2 protein-coding genes are annotated in these 2,403 nt (G+C 60.4%); both read right to left on the bottom strand.

Annotated features, from left to right (window positions below; genetic code table 11):
• A partial coding sequence (locus MKK65_RS08985) for a hypothetical protein (protein ID WP_243957123.1) occupies positions 1 to 547 on the bottom strand: 547 nt, incomplete at its 3' end.
• Positions 548 to 1,048: 501 nt separating this feature from the next.
• Positions 1,049 to 1,834 carry a hypothetical protein gene (locus tag MKK65_RS08980; protein WP_243957121.1) on the bottom strand — a complete coding sequence of 262 codons (786 nt, stop codon included), beginning with the start codon at positions 1,832 to 1,834 and terminating at the stop codon, positions 1,049 to 1,051.
• Positions 1,835 to 2,403 lie beyond the last annotated feature (569 nt).

Below are 2,403 nucleotides of genomic sequence, written 5' to 3'. Positions count from 1 at the left end.
CTGGCCCTGTGAAATCAGAACGTCCGCCTGACGTAGCTTCGCGACGATCTCCTCGGGCTTCGGGTGCTTTGCCATCTCGTCCGTCCTCCAGGCTCAAAAGCCATACCAAAGGGCGGACCACTTCAATGGGGGCTGACCACTCACAGGTTTCGACGATGTGATCACCGATCGTGGCGTCGGGGTGCGCTCCCACTGTCACTTCGCGAAGGCGGACAGGAAAGCCTCGTCCGCGCAGTTCCCGCGCCGCCATGATTGGATCTACCGCTGAGGGTACGACCACACTCGCTGCGAAGACCTGCTCTGACGGCAACGCGGTAGCGGGTAGACGGGCTTTGATCGACGCCACCATCGCGTCGAACATCAAGTCGGTATGGCCAAGAGTACGCAGGATCTCGAGAACGCGCGAGAATGACCGTTGACTGATGTTGCCGCGGCGCTCGATCATGGTCAATGAATTACGTGAGCCAAAGAACATTCTAGAAAATTCTGACTTGCTACGCGCGAAGCCCTTGCTGCGAAGTATCTCATAGATATCTGATATGATCATTCGGTCACCATTTTGAGCATAGATCTATTTATCTCAAGTGTCTCAGATCGTGACCGTGAGCCGTTTCGCTGAGAAACATCATCGCAGATGTTCGCTTCACGCCCGCCACAGACTTGACGTAGCGCTGCACACTTCGATCGCTCAGGAGTATCCGTCTGGCAGCCGCAATCGCAGGGCGGTGCTCCATTGTGCTTGGCGCGAACACGATATCAAACTGCAAGAAGGAGCGCCGTCATCCTACGCCAGGGGCTCGCTGCGGTGGCCGCACAGTCATCGAAGAAATTGATTGGGATGAAGCGATGTTCCTGGCATGCCTAAGGCGCGGCTGACACAGCGAGCCCATGGCCAGCGCGAATTCTGGATGAAGCACACGGTTTTGATCGCCCACTGCTTCTCGGCAGCCCTTCATCGGTTCCGCCGGCCGCGTGGGCTGCAGGATATGACACCTCCCCATAAGCCTGGCCCAGTCGCTCGCCGCTTTCGGACGAGCGGGCGGCCGGGCTAGGCGCATGCACCGCGCGCCATAGGCCGGGTGGGGCGATTGGACCCTGCAATGGGCCATTGTCCCGACCTCAAACTGGCTGTTGCTCTCTTAGAAGTAATCTCGACATTCGTGCTCAACACAATTTGCGAGGCTATGGCCAGATCCGCCCTGGCGCTGCGCGGCAGGCGCAGGCGTAGCCAGGCCGCCCATTCGTGGCTGGCCATCGTGATACGGTTCGTATCGTTGCGGAACCTCGTGACCCGGCGCGCCTCGATGGCCACCAGGCCTACCAGGGTGGCCTGGCGCATCGCCCGGCGCACTGTGGTGGCGCTGACGCCGGCCAGGGCAGCGATGTGGCCCACAGCCAGGGTGCAGCGGCCCTTGGTAGCGATTTCCTTGCCCACCACGGCAAGCACCGCCTGCTCACCGGCGGTGAAGCCCGCGGCCAGCTTCGGGGGCACATATCCCGAAGCAGCCCAGCGCCGGCGGCGGCCCATACTTTCAGGGCTACGGGGGCGGGATCCTGTGCGGTGGTGCGCGCGGACAAGCGCTGTTCTTTCCCCTTGCTGGGGAGGGGTAGCAGCCGGCACCACCTGCGCGCAGGCAGCAGCCAGGGTCAGCGCCCGGGTTGGCATCGCCTGGGCCACACGCCGACGGGCGGCCAGCAGCCCGTCGAGTTGCTCAGCCTCGGCGTCCGTCAGCCCGCCTGCTCCGTAGGCCTTCCACACGGCAGCGGCGACTTCGCCCAGCCGATCAGGTGCGGTGGCCTCAACGGCGCGCCGCATCTCTTCAAATATGACCACTGCTCCGCACCTCTGGTCGCGAGACCAGCCGCAGGGGCGTGGGCGCACGCGGGCAAAGCTCCGCCTCAGAAGAAAAGCGCGCTTTTCCCCTTGTCACGGGCGTCGATTTCGAGGAAGATCAGAGCTGCTTAGACACTGACTTCTCGGCTTCGGCCGGCATGCGGCCCGCCCTCGTGGCGGGTTTTCGTGTTTTTAGGCCTGCACCCTCTGCAGGTCGGTGCGACCATCGCACCGCCTTCTGATCTCCTCCTGACATAGTTGGCGACGTCTGAATAGCCTCATGGCAGCAAAAAATTGATCAAGTATTAAGCGAATACTTGACAAAAACGGATTTTGTGATACATCTATGATCTAATATGGACTTCATTTATGCGGTTATGATCAATCTAATCTTGATGTTCTGCTTGAATTAGATTTTCGGGCGCATACGCTAGAGCGTCGTGAGCAAAATCAGACTCGTGGGTTGCAGTTGTGGATTGATCCTGATTCGCTTCGATGCGGAGGTGGATCATGGGCGGCTGCTACTCGTTGGACCTTCGCGAGCGTGTCATCCAGTTCGTTGCGGACGG

This window comes from Methylobacterium sp. J-001 (genome assembly GCF_022829565.1).
Classification (GTDB): Bacteria; Pseudomonadota; Alphaproteobacteria; order Rhizobiales; family Beijerinckiaceae; genus Methylobacterium.
The sequence above is the reverse complement of the archived record's forward strand: the minus strand, read 5'-3'. Positions and strand labels throughout refer to the sequence as shown.